This window comes from uncultured Gardnerella sp. (assembly GCF_947280595.1).
In the GTDB taxonomy this organism is placed as follows: Bacteria; Actinomycetota; Actinomycetes; order Actinomycetales; family Bifidobacteriaceae; genus Bifidobacterium; species Bifidobacterium vaginale_A.
The window spans coordinates 54,077-70,304 of the sequence record NZ_CAMYOS010000002.1; the positions used below are offsets into that span (position 1 = coordinate 54,077).

The 16,228-nt window shown below is 38.8% G+C and carries 12 protein-coding genes and 1 pseudogene; 5 read left to right on the forward strand and 8 right to left on the reverse strand.

The features are described from left to right. Positions 1 to 320 precede the first annotated feature (320 nt). The 6 genes and pseudogenes from Q0X59_RS01145 to gatC form a co-directional block, all read right to left on the reverse strand. Positions 321 to 1,940, reverse strand: a complete 1,620-nt coding sequence (locus Q0X59_RS01145; RefSeq protein ID WP_075523944.1) for an NAD(P)/FAD-dependent oxidoreductase — start codon at positions 1,938 to 1,940, stop codon at positions 321 to 323. Between the two features lie 174 nt (positions 1,941 to 2,114). Beyond that, positions 2,115 to 2,429, reverse strand: coding sequence for a DUF2469 domain-containing protein (locus tag Q0X59_RS01150; RefSeq protein WP_075523876.1), 315 nt, complete (start codon positions 2,427 to 2,429; stop codon positions 2,115 to 2,117). Positions 2,430 to 2,832: 403 nt separating this feature from the next. Continuing rightward, a pseudogene (locus Q0X59_RS01155) lies at positions 2,833 to 3,648 on the reverse strand (GNAT family protein); the annotation flags it as partial. Between the two features lie 244 nt (positions 3,649 to 3,892). Further along, complete coding sequence (gene gatB / locus Q0X59_RS01160; protein ID WP_103043386.1) at positions 3,893 to 5,392, reverse strand: Asp-tRNA(Asn)/Glu-tRNA(Gln) amidotransferase subunit GatB; 1,500 nt, start codon at positions 5,390 to 5,392, stop codon at positions 3,893 to 3,895. 33 nt (positions 5,393 to 5,425) lie between these two features. Continuing rightward, positions 5,426 to 6,967 (reverse strand): Asp-tRNA(Asn)/Glu-tRNA(Gln) amidotransferase subunit GatA, encoded by a 1,542-nt coding sequence (gene gatA, locus Q0X59_RS01165; protein WP_075523878.1) that lies wholly within the window; start codon positions 6,965 to 6,967, stop codon positions 5,426 to 5,428. 3 nt (positions 6,968 to 6,970) lie between these two features. Beyond that, positions 6,971 to 7,267, reverse strand: coding sequence for an Asp-tRNA(Asn)/Glu-tRNA(Gln) amidotransferase subunit GatC (gatC, locus tag Q0X59_RS01170; RefSeq protein WP_004114131.1), 297 nt, complete (start codon positions 7,265 to 7,267; stop codon positions 6,971 to 6,973). 388 nt (positions 7,268 to 7,655) lie between these two features. Between gatC and Q0X59_RS01175 the strand changes: the two genes are divergently transcribed. The 3 genes from Q0X59_RS01175 (at position 7,656) to Q0X59_RS01185 (ending at position 12,169) form a co-directional block, all read left to right on the forward strand. Continuing rightward, positions 7,656 to 8,795, forward strand: a complete 1,140-nt coding sequence (locus Q0X59_RS01175; protein WP_297642590.1) for an ATP-binding cassette domain-containing protein — start codon at positions 7,656 to 7,658, stop codon at positions 8,793 to 8,795. Then, complete coding sequence (locus Q0X59_RS01180) at positions 8,792 to 9,910, forward strand: hypothetical protein (RefSeq protein ID WP_297642592.1); 1,119 nt, start codon at positions 8,792 to 8,794, stop codon at positions 9,908 to 9,910. The genes Q0X59_RS01175 and Q0X59_RS01180 overlap by 4 nt, the downstream gene beginning before the upstream one ends. A gap of 714 nt (positions 9,911 to 10,624) precedes the next feature. Then, the gene (locus Q0X59_RS01185; protein ID WP_297642594.1) at positions 10,625 to 12,169 is read left to right on the forward strand and encodes a thiol-activated cytolysin family protein; all 1,545 of its coding nucleotides are present in this window, start codon (positions 10,625 to 10,627) and stop codon (positions 12,167 to 12,169) included. A 277-nt stretch (positions 12,170 to 12,446) separates the two neighbouring features. Here the strand turns inward: Q0X59_RS01185 and Q0X59_RS01190 are convergent, their stop codons facing one another. Next, positions 12,447 to 13,757 carry a Fic family protein gene (locus Q0X59_RS01190; RefSeq protein WP_297642596.1) on the reverse strand — a complete coding sequence of 437 codons (1,311 nt, stop codon included), beginning with the start codon at positions 13,755 to 13,757 and terminating at the stop codon, positions 12,447 to 12,449. Between the two features lie 457 nt (positions 13,758 to 14,214). Continuing rightward, positions 14,215 to 15,177: a Fic family protein gene (locus Q0X59_RS01195; protein WP_103043382.1), complete on the reverse strand. Its 963-nt coding sequence runs from the start codon at positions 15,175 to 15,177 to the stop codon at positions 14,215 to 14,217. 250 nt (positions 15,178 to 15,427) lie between these two features. Between Q0X59_RS01195 and Q0X59_RS01200 the strand changes: the two genes are divergently transcribed. Together Q0X59_RS01200 and Q0X59_RS01205 are read left to right on the forward strand one after the other, a co-directional pair. Then, positions 15,428 to 15,715, forward strand: coding sequence for a type II toxin-antitoxin system RelE/ParE family toxin (locus Q0X59_RS01200; RefSeq protein ID WP_075523884.1), 288 nt, complete (start codon positions 15,428 to 15,430; stop codon positions 15,713 to 15,715). Continuing rightward, entirely contained in the window at positions 15,687 to 15,989 is a 303-nt protein-coding gene (locus Q0X59_RS01205) for a HigA family addiction module antitoxin (RefSeq protein ID WP_297642600.1), read from the forward strand. The genes Q0X59_RS01200 and Q0X59_RS01205 overlap by 29 nt, the downstream gene beginning before the upstream one ends. Positions 15,990 to 16,228: the final 239 nt, after the last annotated feature.

Genomic DNA, 16,228 nt, shown 5'->3' on the forward strand with positions numbered 1-16,228 from the left:
TACGGAAAAATCCGTTATGAATATAACGGCAGCCGCATAAACAATGTGACTGACTCGTTGATATTTGTATGCTACTACATTCGTAAGACTCAAAACATTACGGCGTGGCAAGCTAAAAATTACATTTTACGCAATAGATAAAAATATATAAATTTAAACACAAAAACAAAGAAGAAAATACACAAAAACAACGAAAAACAAAATTAAACTAAAAGACAAACACAAGAACAAGTGCATCAAAATCACAACAAGATATCAAAAAATGGCAACAGGCGCAAAATCAGCAACTGTTGCCATTCTAAATCTATAAAAATCAAGCCTTACTTTTTCTCGTGATAAGACTTTTCAGTATTTACAGACCACACATTTTCTTTTGACTTACGACCAGTTCGAATATTATCAACAGCTTCAATAGCAGTTGCCATAGAATGATCTTGATTGTTGTAACGATGCTGTCCATTACGTCCAACACAATACAAATTACCAAAACTATTCAAATATTCAACTAACTCTGGCATCTGTGCATAAGTATCAAAATATGCAGGATAAGCCTTAGGAACGCGCTCACGATGAGCATCAAGCACATCTTCCTCGCCGTCAATTACTTGCATACGAGTAAGCTCGTCAATAGCAGATTCACGAGCTTCATCATCGCTCATATTCCAGAAATCATCGCCTTCATTGCAGAAGTATTCAAGACCAATCCAAACAGTATTATCAACGTCACTGACAAGATATGGGCTCCAGTTGTTAAAGATTTGCAAACGACCAACTTTATAACCAGGATCTTGTACATAAATCCAACAATCCGGAACAATAGGAGGATTTCCAAGAGTAGGAATCGAAGTAGTATTACGCAAACGCATGTGCTTAACAAGCAAACCAACAGTCACAAAATCTCGATAAGGCAAGCCTGAAGCCACACGCTTCATTTCAGAAGGAACTTCAGCGTTTGCATCGCCTTGCGCACCTTGCTCAAGAGCTTCAACCAAATCCTTAATTGGCATAGATGAAATAAACTGATCTGCATGAATTTCGCAACGCTCGCCATCAGAATTTTCAACTGTAACACTAGAAATATGGCCATTTTCTTGTGAGATAGCAACAACTTTCGCATCCGTACGAACAGTTACGCCATTTTCACGCGCTTTACGCTCTACAGTTTCCCACAATTGACCCGGACCGAGCTTCGGATACCAAAATTCTTCAATTAAAGAAGTTTCAACTTCTTTCTTCTTGCCATTCTTTTTAGGCATAAGCTTCGAAAATGCATTCTTCAAAACTTCTACAATGCTCAAGCCTTTAACACGCTGAGCGCCCCAATCTGCAGAAATCTTGCTAGGATGCCTACCCCATAACTTCTCTGTATAGCCTTCAAAGAACATAGAGTAAAGCTTTTTACCAAAACGATTGATATAAAAATTCTCAAGATTAGTTTCTGGCAATTTGTGAATCATAGACCAAAGGTAACTAAAACCAACTTTCATAGTTAGCACAAAACCCATGGAACGCAATGTAGATGCAGAAAGAGAAATAGGATAGTCAAAGAAATGATGATTCCAAAAAATCCTAGAAACACGATGACGCTTTAACATAACCTCATCTTCAACTTCAGGATCTGGACCGCCTTCTTCCAAATCGTGATGACGACCAAGTTTTTTATCGTCATAAGAAGGAGCGCCTTGCAAAGGAAGCATATCGCGCCACCATTGCATAATTCGATCATCTTTGGAGAAGAAACGATGGCCACCAATATCCATACGGTTGCCATTGTATTTTACAGTACGAGAAATGCCGCCAAATTCTGTTGTGGATTCAAGAACAGTCACATCATAACGATTAGAACCACCATCTTTTACGAGTTCCCAAGCAGCTGTTAGGCCTGCAGGACCACCGCCAATTATTACAACGGATTCTTTTTTTGATTGCGTATCTGACACTTTTCCTCCATAATCAAGTATGTGCTTATCAAGTTTTAGAAAACTAACAACAAACCTCATGTGCGCAAATTTTTAACAAACGCTCATAAAGAGTATACACACACTGTAAGATAGTGAGATTGTATAAACTTTAATAGTACCGAACACTAAGCAAACTACAACAATCGCTCTAAGTTAAGCAATTGATTCAGGAATATCAATATCTGTTTTTTGCACTTCTTCAACATTCACATCTTTGAAAGTCACTATACGCACTGTTTTTACAAAACGAGTTGGTCTATAAACATCCCACACCCACGCGTCAGTAAGTTGTACATCAAAATAAACATCCTGACCAGCAGCGCAAGCCTTAAAATCAACCTTATTCGCTAAATAAAAACGTCGCTCAGTTTCCACAACATATGTAAATAATTTTATTACATCGCGATACTCTTTATACAAAGCAAGCTCTGCATCAGTTTCATAATTGTCAAGATCTTCAGCGCTCATTCACTTCACTCCCAGTTGTAGTGTTATTTACGCGACTCAAAGCAGAATTATCAAGCTTATTGTTTTCGCTTTCACTAATTTTATTATTTCGATTATCGCTACTCTTATTATTCCACTTATTGCTATTGTGATTATTGCGATCCCTTCCTAAAAATCTCCACCAAGCTCGCTTAGATTGCTTCTTCGATTTAATAGAATTGTTTCCATCATTCGAGTAGTTTCCAGCATTCCCAACATTTACATCATTTCCAACATTCCCAACATTCAAACTAACACTGTCGCTTTTAATCGAAGAAATATTAGAACTACTTTCATCCTTAGAAGAATCATCAAAACTTTCCGAATTGTGATCCAAAACACCATTAAATTTAGATTCTCCAGGCTTTTCAAATGAAGATGAAGTTTTAATAGGGACAGCAATAGAATGTTCATGAGCACTTAAAGCTTCACGAACTCCAGGATTTTCTTCAATAACATGCAGACCAAAGGCATCAAGCGAGCGAATAGCGTCATATTCATCTGCCAAAGTATCCATAACAACAAAATCTTGATACTTTTGATTATAAGAATCCCACAACGCATCACGCGCAGTACCTGTACGCATGAAACCTAAAGATTGATAAACAGAAAGAGAACGCGTATTAGTTGCAGGAACACCTACCCAGATTCTATGCATTCCAAGACCAACAGGCAATGACGCAAAACCATATGTCATAACGCGAGGCATCGCATCACGAGAATAACCGCGACCACGATAATCACGACCAAGAACAACCTGAATTCGCGCAGAACGAGCCCATCCGTCAATATCGATCAAGAAAATCATTCCAATAATAGACGCAGACTTATTTTCTTCGTCATCTAAAACATCTGGCACAATCGCCCAAGCTATAGTAGGACGCGATTGAACATCTCCAGAAAAACGGCATTCATTGCACCCATTAGAAGAATCATCTGCAAAACAACTATTTTTCGACCATTGAACAGATCTTTCAACCCAAGCGTGCACCATAGTACGTTCAGATTGTGAATCTTTCCCTGTTATTAAAGCAGCTGAATCAAAAGCATGCAAATCATCCATTCTAGACAAATCATCAAGCGTAGCAGGACGAAGTTTAGCCATCTCACCGCGAATTTCTGGAATATCTATACTCACAGGAAGTGCACGTGAATCAAGCGACTCGCAAGCATCACTAATACTCAAATTCATTTCTTTCATATCCATATCTTCCATCTATTCCGACTATTCCCCAAGATCCCCTATCGAATCATAATAATCTTACTCTTATTCAAAACTATCTATTTGCAACTTCTACTATTATTCCAAACAGACCACACAAAATCTAACTGCTTCATTGCACTAAATAATTCATACCAAAAAATAAACATACAACAAAAGGTTCTGCACGCTTACGAAATATCAACAATTATGAATAAAACGCAAACGTACAGAACCTATAAAATCAAGCTTTGATTTTAGCCATCACAATCTTAGTAACAGCCTTAGCATCAGCCTGACCTTTAGTAGCACGCATTACTGCTCCAATAATCGCACCCATCGGCTTCATATTGCCCGACTTAAGCTTTTCAACAACTTCAGGATCAGCAGCAAGAGCTGCATCAACAGCGGCTTCCAAAGCGCCGTCATCGTTCATAACCTTAAATCCGTGCTTATTAACAACTTCATCAGGCGTGCCCTCACCAGCCAAAACGCAAGCAACAGTTTGTTTTGCAAGCTTATCGTTAAGCTTACCGTCTGCAATCAAGCGCTCAACTTCAGCTACGTCTTTCGGAGTAATAGGCAATTCTTCCAAAGTTACTCCACGAGTGTTTGCTTCACGAGCAAGCTCTCCAAGCCACCACTTCTTAGCACCAGCTGCATTTGCACCAGCCTTAACGGTTTCTTCAACCAAATCAAGAGCATCAGCATTCAAAATATCTCGCATTTCAAGATCGCTAATACCCCATTCGCTTTGCAAACGGTTACGGCGCTCGCGAGGCATTTCCGGCATCTGCGCTTTAATGCGCTCAATATGCTCTTTAGTGATGTGAAGCATAACCAAATCTGGGTCTGGGAAGTAACGATAATCATCAGCATCCGACTTTACGCGACCGCCTGCAGTAGTTTGAGTTGCTTCATCCCAGTGACGAGTTTCTTGTAAGATCTCTCCGCCTTCGCTCAAAATAGCAGCCTGACGGCGAATCTCATATTGCAACGTTTTCTCAATTCCGCGGAACGTGTTTACATTCTTTGTTTCAGAACGCGTACCAAATGGATCCGTTGGCTTTGCGCGAAGAGAAACGTTCACGTCAGCGCGCATATTGCCCTGCTCCATACGAGCATGGGAAATGTTGAGAGCGCGAACAATATCGCGAATAGCGCGCATATAAGCACCAGCAATTTCTGGAGCGCGAGCGCCTGCACCCTCGATTGGCTTAGTAACAATCTCAATCAAAGGAACGCCTGCACGATTGTAATCAACCAAAGAGTGATTTGCGCCTTCAATACGTCCATCAGCGCCGCCAACGTGCGTATTCTTACCAGCATCATCCTCAATGTGAGCGCGCTCAATAGGCACACGGAACACAGTTCCATCTTCAAGCTCTACATCTAGATAGCCATTACCGTTAGTAGGCTTATCGTACTGCGAAATTTGGTAATCGCGCGGCATATCTGGGTAGAAGTAGTTCTTACGAGCAAACTGACTCCACTCAGCAATTTCGCAATGTAAAGCCAAACCGAGTTTAATCGCGTAATCAACTGCAGTCTTATTTACAACAGGCAAAGAGCCTGGAAGACCAAGACTTACAGGAGTCAATTGAGTATTTGGCTCACCACCAAAAGACACTTCCGCTGGGCAAAATAGCTTCGTGCGCGTGCACAACTCAACGTGCGTTTCCAAACCGAATACTGGATCGAATTGCTCCACAGCATCGGCATATTTCATAAGTTTTTCAGCCATGAGATATCCTTCTTATTTAAGCTTTACTTCACTTTACTTAGCCAATGAATCGAGCCAATTAGCTTTAAGCGAGCGCCAAATTGGGCCGCCCCATTTTTCTTGCAACGCCGCTTCCAATGCTGCAGCAGGCTTGTACATCTTCTCATCGTGGCATTGAGGAGCAATAATTTGAATACCTACAGGCAAACCATCATCGCTTAAGCCAGATGGAATACTCAATGCAGGAACGCCAGCCATGTTTGCAGGAATCGTAGCAATATCATTCATATACATTGAGAGCGGATCGTTCATCTTCTCGCCGAACTTAAATGCCGTTGTAGGGCTGGTTGGAGAAACGAGAACATCTACTTTATTAAACGCTTCTTCAAAATCGCGAATAATAAGAGTACGAACCTTCTGTGCAGAACCATACCATGCATCGTAATATCCTGCAGAAAGAGCGTAAGTGCCGAGAATAATACGACGCTTTACTTCGTCACCAAAACCAGCTTCACGAGTTGCTGCCATCATATTTGCAGCTGTTTGAGGCTTATCTGCCGGAGGCATTACGCGCAAACCGTAACGCATGCCATCATAACGAGCTAAGTTGGAGCTAACTTCTGAAGGCATAATAATGTAGTAAGCAGCCAAAGAGTAAGGGAAATGAGGGCAAGAAACTTCTGTTACTTCTGCTCCCATATCTTTAAGCAACTGAACAGCTTCATTAAAGCGTGCTTCAACGCCCGGCTGGAAACCGTCACCACTAAGTTCTTTAACAAGACCGACTTTCAAACCCTTCAAATCACGGCGAGCGCCCTCGCGTGCAGCCTGAGCCATTGGAGGAACAGGAGCAGGAATAGAAGTAGAATCACGTCTATCGTTTCCGCCAATAATCTCTTGCAAAAGTGCAGAATCAAGAACTGTACGAGAAACAGGTCCAATCTGATCCAAGGAGCTTGCCATAGCAATAGCGCCAAAACGGCTAACTCCACCATACGTTGGCTTTGCGCCGACTGTTCCAGTTAAAGCACCTGGCTGACGAATTGAACCGCCAGTATCTGTACCTAAAGCAATAGGAGCTTCAAAAGCTGCAACAGCAGCTGCAGAACCACCGCCAGAACCACCTGGAACGCGCTCAGTATCCCAAGGATTGCAAGTAGTTTGATAAGCAGAATGCTCAGTAGATGAGCCTTGAGCAAACTCATCCAAATTTGTCTTACCGAGAATTGGCATACCAGCTGCCTTTAATTTCTCGATAACAGTAGCATCGTAAGGAGGTATCCATCCTTCAAGAATCTTAGAAGCTGCAGTAGTAGGAATGCCCTTAGTAACAATCATATCTTTGATTGCAATTGGCACACCTGCAAGCTCAGGCAATCCTTCAGTTTCACCCTTTGCATTCTTTTTATCAAAAGCATCTGCTTGATCAAGCGCAACATCTGCAGAAACATGTAAAAATGCTTTGATTTCTGGCTCAGCTGATTCAATTACTTGCAAATGAGCTTCAACAAGCTCACGGCTAGAAACTTCTTTATTTTTCACTGCCTCAGCCATTTGAGCAGCAGAAAGCTTTACTAAATCTTGAGTATTAGTCATGCTTTATTCCTCCCCTAAAATGCGAGGTGCTACAAACATGCCGGACTCACTTCTAGGAGCACCGGAAAGAGCTTCCTCTTGAGTCAAAGGTGTAGCAGGCTCATCTGGGCGCAAATACGCTTCAAGAGGTACTGGATTTGCAGTAGGAGGCACATCTTCGCCAGCAACTTCCTGCACTTTATTTATAGATTCTGCAATGACGTTTAATTCGCCTTGCAAGCGGCTAATTTCTTCGTCGCTAAGCGCAATCTGGGAAAGAACACCCAGATGCTCAATTTCTTCTCGTGTGAATGTAGGCATAGCCTTAACTATATGTGTGATGCGTGACCTTTCGAAGCATAAAAATAATAAATAGCAACAATATTATTTATGATTTTCAACTCTTTAATTCTTCTGATTATTTTTGTTAAGTTTCTAAACGCAAAAGTATATATGGTGAATAAAACCCAAACAATTTGATAGCAAAAACTACGAATATTGCAAATCTATGTGAACAACTACTTATAGTGCAATTTATACCCCTACAAATCTGTATAATCAAATAAATATACGAGCATAAAAGCAAATATTTAAAGATAATGCGTGGCAATAAATTACAAAATAAAATTATTAAATTCATTTTTAATAATTATTACAAAATATTATTTTCACCTTATGATTACAGCGATATTAACAGTATCATCTAATTATGATAGAAATACAAAATATAACTAAGCTATATAATGAGAAATGTGCGTTAGACAATGTTTCTTTTGTAGCAAAAAATGGCAGAGTTACAGGATTAATAGGGCCTAATGGATCCGGAAAGTCAACGTTAATACGATGCGCATTGGGACTTACAAATTTAACCAGCGGAAAAGTTCTCTTTGATGGCGTGGTTTATAAGAATCTTCAATCTCCAATTGAAACAGTTGGTTCTGTATTAGATATGAAAATTGAGGATTACAGCAAAAGCGCGATTAGTTACCTTAATAGAATTGCGGAAACTTACGGTATAGAAAAAAGTCGCGTATTAGAAGTTATTAATCTTGCCGGAATTGCATATATAAAAAATATGAAAATTAGAGCAATGTCAACAGGCATGCGTAAACGTTTATCAGTTGCAATAGCCCTTCTAGCAGACCCTCACAATCTTATACTAGATGAACCTTTCCATGGTTTAGATTCTGATGGCATCAACTGGATGAGGGATTTGTGCAAATATTATGCAAAAACAGGCGGATCTGTATTAGTAAGTTCAAACACAATAAGCGAAATTGCAAATGTAGCAGACGATATCGTAATCATCGCTCATGGAAATATCTTGCTACAAGATAACGTGAGGAACTTTGCTGAAAACTACTCACACTATTCAGCAATTCGAGTTATTACACCAGAGCCTAAAAAGCTTCTTTATATTATGCAGTCTCAACACGGAGAGTGCACTATCACTAGAGTTGATAACAAAAATGACGATGTCCAAGAAGGTGTAGCTTTCGTAATACGCAATGCAGATATTACAAATTTATCTCGTAGTTTTGCTAATCAAGAATTAATCACATATCAAATAAATATGGAAAGTCCTTCGTTAGAAGCTGCATACATTTCGCTTACTAAAAATCACACGCAATATGTTTCTATTCCTAAAAGTGAATACGAAAATATAACAGGTAATGTTGGAAATCAACCTATATATCAACAGCCACAGTACAATCAACAATACCAACAACAATACCAACAAGCGTTACAGCAACAGTATTCACAAGCACAGTACAATCCGCCGAAATCATATTCATCTCAACCATATTCGCAGCAATCGCAATATAACACTCAGGGAGAAGTACGATGAATGCACAAACTATGAACCAAAATGCAATGAATATTAACCAAACGCAATCAGGAATGCAGACTTCTATATCTTCAAGAGGCATCACGCGCTACCATTTAACATTCTTTAACATACTTAAAGTTGAAATAATCAAACTATTATGCACGCAATTCACATGGTGGTGTACTGCATTATTTATACTGATTCCGTTAGCTTTAACATCATTTTTTTCATTTATCGTAAACGTATTTACAATGTACATAAATAAGGGCGATGGAATTTCATTATCATCAGTAATTTTTGAAGCAAATAGACAAAGTTGTTCAACGCGAAAGGAAAAAGTAAACGGCTTTTGGCGTTACTACAGCAATTGCAATATGGACCAGTACATCAATATCCTAAAAAATACTATTTCCGGAGTGTATATAATTATATCGCTGTCTGCAGTAGTAGTTTCTATTGCCTTCGCAGCAATTGCAGCATCTCGCGATCGCGAAAAAGAAATACTAAGCGGATTAGCTGTTGCTGTTCCGAAACGTGATTCCCTTATATTTGCAAAATTAGTTGCCGTAGTACTGTACGTATTTGTCATACAGATAATTTCTATGATCCCAGTAGGCGTAATATCTGCAATGACACTTTCAAGATATTACGTTACAAGCAGACTCGGTAGTCAAAATCCTTTCAACACATCTATTACAATTGTATTTCTTTCAGCAATATGCATGGCTTTATTTGCAATTATGGGTTACGGATTGGGGCTTATATTTAAGTCTTCAAGAATCATTACACCAGTATTTATAATCCCGCAAGCTTTAATACAAATGATAGTATCTTTTTATTTAACACTTTATGTTATTACCATGATTCAAGGTGAAAAGCTTGAAACATTCTTAAACCCTTATGCTCCGCAAAACCCACTTCACGAGCCTATCTTCAAAACAATAGTTAATTTAATAGGTATGATTCCGTTAAACGCTGCAAATAATTTTATATCTGCAGTAGCACTCCATACGACAGAATCAAATATTTATATTCCGAACGCTGGTTTATCATTCCTTTCTTTAATTGCTTGGGCAGCAATTTTATACGGCATCGGACACACTATAGAAAGAATGAGAAGTATCGTAAAATAACGCAAAACCAGTTTTAGTATTTCAGCTGTTTTTGTTTTATAAGCATGCTAAGAAAACGCTTGCACTTTATTGTGCGAGCGTTTTTTAATACCAAATACCTAGCTGTGTTCGCAAACTTATACGGATACAATCACTGACACTAATACAATCACCCATACGGATACAATCGTTGCACTTGCAAAAAATTTACGCGTTACACAATTTTGCAATTTAGCATGATTATTTTGTTAAGTTTCTAATTATGAAAAAGTATATATAACAAATAAAAAACAAACATTTAAATAATGAAAAAGTAAATATTGAAAATTTGACTATGAATAAATATTCAATAGATTTAATATATACGCAATTTTAATAGATTGAATTAAGCTGAATTAAATATTGCGAAAAGTAAAATCGGAATGTTTTCTAAGCAAATGTTTAAAATTATCAACATTTGTTGTTAATCTTTAGCAAAATATCTAAATACGACTGTCAACACGCCAATAACGACAATATAAATAACGCAAAATAATTCATTTATCAACGTTTTAAAATATAAACTTTAGTTAAAAAGAAATTTTCTGCAATAAGAGTTGTAACAAATGAATAAATAGCATAATATACAAAATGAAATATTTGTGAATTGCACATTAAAAACTATGCCAAAAGCAAAGAAGCGAAATTGACAAATGTTTCAAAACCAATTATCTACAATCTAACGAAGGTTCGAATATGGTGAACTCAAAGTTCTATCGCAGTGTAGCGATGATGTTGCTCGCAGGAGCAACAATTATCCCACAGGGTTTGGCTCTTCCAGCAATGGCAGCTCCAGCCGAGACACCAGAAAATGATTCTTGCGCAGTCAAAAAAGACGCCTTGAATGATTACCTTTGGGATCTGAAATACGATAAAACTAATATTCTAGCGCGTCACGGTGAGTCAATTGACAATAAATTCTCAAGCGATAGCTTCGACAAAGGCGGAGAATTTGTTGTTGTTGAACATCAAAAGAAGAACATCACAAATACTACTTCTAATTTGTCGGTGACTTCTGCAAATAATGCTCGCGTATACCCAGGTGCTTTATTCCGCGCTGACCAGAATTTGATGGACAACGTGCCAACCTTAATCTCAGCAAATCGTGGCCCATTGACCTTAAGCGTTGATTTGCCAGGATTCCATGACGGAGAAAGCGTTGCAACAGTAAAGCGCCCAACCAAGAGCACTGTGACTTCAGCAGTAAACGACCTTGTATATAAGTGGAATGCTCAATACGCAGCAAGCCATCAAGTTGCAGCAAAAATGCAATATGACTCTGCAAGCGCACAAAGCATGAATCAACTTAAAGCAAAGTTCGGTGCTGATTTCGCAAAGATCGGCGTACCTCTGAAGATTGATTTTGATGCTGTACACAAAGGTGAAAAGCAAACTCAAATTGTAAACTTCAAGCAAACTTACTACAACGTAAGCGTAGATGCTCCAGATAGCCCATCTGATTTCTTCGCACCATGCACAAGCGCAGAAAGCTTAAAGAGACGCGGTATTGACGAGAAGCATCCACCAGTATACGTTTCTAACGTTGCTTACGGTCGTTCAATGTACGTAAAGTTTGACACTCGCAGCAAGAGCACTGACTTCCAAGCTGCAGTAGAAGCTGCTATTAAGGGCGTTGAAATTAAGCCAAATACTGAATTCCATCGCATTCTTCAAAAGACTTCTGTAACTGCAGTAATTCTTGGAGGTAGCGCAGACGGCGCAGCTAAGGTTATCACTGGAAACATTGATACACTTAAGGCTTTGATTCAGGAAGGTGCAAACCTGAGCACATCTAGCCCAGCAGTGCCAATTGCATACACTACTTCTTTCGTAAAAGATAACGAAGTAGCTACACTCCAATCCAACAGTGACTACATTGAAACGAAAGTTTCCTCTTACCGCGATGGTTATCTTACATTAGATCACCGTGGAGCTTACGTAGCTCGCTATTACATCTACTGGGACGAATATGGAACTGAAGTTGACGGCACACCGTACGTGCGTTCACGCGCTTGGGAAGGCAACGGAAAGTATCGTACTGCTCACTTCAACACCACTATTCAGTTCAAGGGCAATGTACGCAATCTTAGAATCAAGCTTGTAGAGAAAACCGGCTTGCTCTGGGAACCATGGCGCACCGTGTACAACCGTTCCGATTTGCCGCTCGTTCGTCAGCGCACAATCAAGAACTGGGGTACTACATTGTGGCCACGCGTTGCAGAAACCGTGAAAAACGACTGATTTATATCCTAAGAAGTTGCAGTTAGAACTGTAAAGTAGATAGATATAAGTTAATAATAATTGAATATTACTTAAGGGCTTTGTCTTGTGTATAAACTTGATAAAGCCCTTAATTATTAAACACTTAACTATTAAGCATCTAACTATAAACCCCTAATTATTAAGCACTTAATTATTAGATCCCTAACTACTATTAAGTCCATAACTATAAAAACACTTAACTATAAAACATTTGAAAATCGCATGTTTTAGCATTAACATTCTCAAACATAGCTTTTCAAACAAACATTTCATTCGCTTTTTTAGAAAGCTCATACCGAAGAGGGCGTTCACCAATAGAATCAACCATTTCAAGCTCAATCAAACCATTAAGCGCGCTCACAATCTTTCTCTCACCAATCTGCTCACCAATTGCGTTTCCAACATATTCGCTTAATTGCTTGCGAGTCATCGGAGATGGATTATACGAAAAAAGCTTATTTTGCAACAAAATAGTCATAACTTCGTACTGCACTTTAGAAATCGCTGTTTTCTTGGAGAACTCGAATAGCTTATCCATGCAGTAAATAATCTGTTTTAATTGCACACTAATATTGTCAAATACTTCAATCTGCGCTTTTTCAATATATTCCAACATCGTACAGCAGAACATAGTTAAATCATTACAATTAAACAGTTCCTGCGCTTTAGAAAAAGCAGAATAGTATCCAGATTTTTCTGCATAAATTATAGAGCTTAAGCTCAAAATTGTTGGCATCGAAAGCTGCTCATGCAATTGCAAAGCAAGCAAAAACCGCCCAGTTCTGCCGTTTCCATCGTAAAACGGATGCACACTCTCAAAAGCATAGTGGCACATGCACGCTTTAATAAGAGTTGGAACTTCGTTGCTATTCATCAAACTCAACATCTGCGTTAAATGATTTTGAATTTCCGCTTCCGTTGCATCGCCATCGTGCACTACATTATTTGCACCATCACGAATACTTACTTTTTTCTTCCTAAAAATCTCACCATCTGGAATATCGCCTGATTCTAATTCACCCTGCATAATACTGTTGTAGATTTTTCGTATATCTTGCAATGTTTGCGGAATTGAAGTGCTACTCTCCTTTGAATCCGCAACTGACTCTACATTCAAATCCGCAACAGATTCCGCAACAGACTTTTCTTTAGAATCTGCAAGCTCAAGAAAAAGCTTAGTAAATTCACTAAAACGCGTATGCTTGTTCTGCTCGCTCGCAGCATCAAGTGCTTTGGAAAGCTCTTTTCTTGTACTATGAACGCCTTCAATAATGTTGGTATTTTGCACTTCTTTTGCAATAAGTTGCATTAAATACTCGCGCTGAGCAAACCGTGGTAATCTGCCCCACGCTTTTTCAACCGCTTTTTCAGCATACGAAATATCATTCATGTGCATTACAAGATCCGTTACGCACGTTGCAAAAATTTCATGACTATCAAATACGATTCCGGAACGATACGTAGCAGGATTATCAATGCGCAATCGATATTCTTCTTCCGCAATATCACAAGGTTTTGCATTACTTTTAGACATTGCAACTATCTTGCGTATTGTTTTGTAATCCATAATGCGACTCCATTTACATTATTGCGTTTACGTTATTAAAGATTTTGTAGTATTGGCTTGAAATATTTTTGTTTGCGCCATTTTGTTTGCGCCATTTGGCTTATACACAAATAACGCATTTATTACAAATTGATCACATAGCTAATGTAAAAGTCTATTCTATACCGACATTTTCCCAAAATGAAGGCATAGAGAGCAAAAACATTCGTCTATACCGACATTTTTGCAAAACAGCGGCATAGCACGCAAAAAATATTCATTCATACCGACATTTTCGCAAAAACGCACTATAGAAAAACATTTCTGCAAAAACAAACGTCAAGCCACTTGTTTCGGCGTAACATGATTTACGCGTTTTAATGCCAAGCAAATCCCACTTCGCAAATTTGAAAATTTTTTAATTTTGCGAAGTGAGGTGATATTCACACGAGCCTCAAAACGCAATAAACAGAACGCGTTACAACCCAAAAAGCTTCAATAGCGCGCGGAACGTATCTTGACCATCATAGCAAGTTTCAACTAGGAACCCTCGCTCATTACTGTATTCTTTGAGACCGCGATAATAGTAATATTTCTTTTGATCCTCAATAATAAACGGCACAATATTATGCTTTAAGCATTCCTTAAAAGCAATCAAACGCCCAACTCTACCATTACCATCCTGAAATGGGTGTATCCGCTCAAATCTGTAATGAAAATCAACTATATCTTCTAGCTGCAAATAAGTTTTAGCAAGGTATTCTGCCAACAACTTGCTAATCTCCTCATGCACTTTTTTCGGATCGCAAGTTTGCACACCGCCTACAACATTCGCGCGCAACTTGTAATCACCCACACGAAACCAAGGTAGAAGCTCATCACTGGTTCCACGTTTAAGCAACAAATGTAAATGCTTAATCATGTCTTCACTAAGAGGCTCTTCAGCAACGTCAATACAGTAATCAATCGCGCGAAAATGATTCACTGTTTCAACAATGTCGTCAACCTTAATACTTGTGTTCTCTACTACGCCAACACTTGAATCCGCGCCATCAACTACACCATCCGCTTTTTCTTCGGAATCAATAGTATTAGTTTCAAAAATTCGCCTAGTTTGATCTTCACTCAGCTGGCTTCCTTCAATATGATTCGAGTTGTACGTCATACGAATTTGAAGCTCGTGATAAATTCCGCCTGGAATACGATACGCCTTTTCTTCCCTCAGCCTTTGCAGAATAGGGTTACTTGAGATTACGCAATACAATTCACTCGGATTACATTGTAAATAGTTGCTAATCTTCGCGATTACTAAATTTGATAGTTTTTCACCTTTTGAGATTTTTGCAATCGTACGAGAAGAAATATGCAACTCGGCTGCTAACTGCGATTTTTTAACGCCTTTTTCACGCAGCATGTTGTTCAATCCCGTGTAATCATACATTTTTAACGCTTCTCTTTCTGCCTCTTGCCTTGCTTTATGGAGATGAATTATTACGAATCTAAATACTAACGCACTAAAATCTTTACTTATTTTCCCATAATCAACATCAAAAGTAAAGATAATTGCGATTTTACGCACGCAAAAGTAAAGATTCGAAATTTAACGAATCCAGCATCGGCAACATCACACGTTCACTATTCAAGCAACACTAACGCTTGACGTTAGTAACGCAATACGTTACCATAGTTTTATGGAGACAAGAGAAAAGGAACTTAATGATTACCTATACGGCGGTCCATACCCAAAAGGTTATCCCACAGGATTAGAAAAAATCCTAAAGAGAAAGCTACAGATACTAAAGGCTGCATACAATTTGCAAGACCTTAAAGCACCGCCAGGAAATCAGCTTGAGCCACTCAAAGGCAATCTACTTGGATACTGGAGCATCAGAGTAAATAAACAATACAGACTAATTTTCAAATGGAACGACAATACGAAAGAAGCTTACGATGTCTACTTCGACGACTACCACAGATGACTACTTGAGCACTCCAGGTGAAATTTTGCGCGAAGAATTTATGGAACCGCTTAAAATCAGCTCATACAAACTTGCTCACGCTATCGGTGTATCCCAAACAGCAATCGGAGAAATCTTAAACGGCAAACGCGCAATCAGCGTAGCAATGGCATACAAGCTATCTAAAGCTTTTAGAACAACCCCAGATTTCTGGCTCAACCTTCAACGCGACTACGACATTCTGCGATTTGACGAATCCAGCATAGGCAAGATACAGCCACTCGTTTCGGCGTAACGCCATGCGGATTCTACCTGCTTTAAGTGTCGATTTTTAGTTTCGATTGCTCATTAAGTTCAGGAGAATCAAAAATCCGTACACAAATTACATCTGTTTGACATGCGTAAATTTTATTTTCAAAGAATACGCTTTCAATGAAAGATGCCATGATTATTGTTTTGCAAACACCAGTCGATTCAGTAAAAGGTATAAGTAATAAAAAAAGAGGGTTATCCCCCCCAAAAAAGACTTAAACA

Bases quoted from the DNA above. Each gene is read 5' to 3' on its own strand.
- Q0X59_RS01185 (WP_297642594.1), top strand. From the start codon at position 10,625: ATGGTGAACTCAAAGTTCTATCGCAGTGTAGCGATGATGTTGCTCGCA.
- Q0X59_RS01175 (WP_297642590.1), top strand. From the start codon at position 7,656: ATGATAGAAATACAAAATATAACTAAGCTATATAATGAGAAATGTGCG.
- Q0X59_RS01205 (WP_297642600.1), top strand. From the start codon at position 15,687: ATGTCTACTTCGACGACTACCACAGATGACTACTTGAGCACTCCAGGT.
- gatC (WP_004114131.1), bottom strand. From the start codon at position 7,267: ATGCCTACATTCACACGAGAAGAAATTGAGCATCTGGGTGTTCTTTCC.
- gatB (WP_103043386.1), bottom strand. From the start codon at position 5,392: ATGGCTGAAAAACTTATGAAATATGCCGATGCTGTGGAGCAATTCGAT.
- Q0X59_RS01190 (WP_297642596.1), bottom strand. From the start codon at position 13,757: ATGGATTACAAAACAATACGCAAGATAGTTGCAATGTCTAAAAGTAAT.
- gatA (WP_075523878.1), bottom strand. From the start codon at position 6,967: ATGACTAATACTCAAGATTTAGTAAAGCTTTCTGCTGCTCAAATGGCT.
- Q0X59_RS01150 (WP_075523876.1), bottom strand. From the start codon at position 2,429: ATGAGCGCTGAAGATCTTGACAATTATGAAACTGATGCAGAGCTTGCT.
- Q0X59_RS01180 (WP_297642592.1), top strand. From the start codon at position 8,792: ATGAATGCACAAACTATGAACCAAAATGCAATGAATATTAACCAAACG.
- Q0X59_RS01200 (WP_075523884.1), top strand. From the start codon at position 15,428: ATGGAGACAAGAGAAAAGGAACTTAATGATTACCTATACGGCGGTCCA.
- Q0X59_RS01195 (WP_103043382.1), bottom strand. From the start codon at position 15,177: ATGTATGATTACACGGGATTGAACAACATGCTGCGTGAAAAAGGCGTT.